This window comes from Pseudomonas sp. F220 (assembly GCF_057813935.1).
Genome location: NZ_JBVASJ010000180.1, coordinates 1 through 282 on the forward strand (window position 1 = coordinate 1; position 282 = coordinate 282).

At 55.0% G+C, this 282-nt stretch carries 2 pseudogenes; both read left to right on the top strand.

Features of this window, described 5'->3' with window-relative positions:
- Positions 1 to 99 (top strand): annotated as a pseudogene (locus tag ACZYSM_RS29550) (type VI secretion system baseplate subunit TssG); the annotation flags it as partial.
- Positions 80 to 282: pseudogene (locus ACZYSM_RS29555) on the top strand (type VI secretion system lipoprotein TssJ); the annotation flags it as partial. The pseudogenes ACZYSM_RS29550 and ACZYSM_RS29555, both read left to right, overlap by 20 nt.

Below are 282 nucleotides of genomic sequence, written 5' to 3' on the forward strand. Positions count from 1 at the left end.
GCAGAACACGAAACCATCACCATCAATCTAGGCCGATACCAAGGTCTTCACAGTAACCCGCAAGACCATGAGGCCCAGCATGTCGCGTACCGTTTTTAATGTGTTAAGCGTAGCAATGCTTGGCGCGCTGCTGGGGGGCTGCGGCGTGACCCAGTCCGTCAGCGACGCCACCACGTCCACGGCCAAGGCCATTTTCTATAAACAAGTGAAAACCCTGCATTTGGACTTTACCGGCCGAGCGGCACTGAACACTGACGTGGCAGACATGAGTGGTTTATCCGT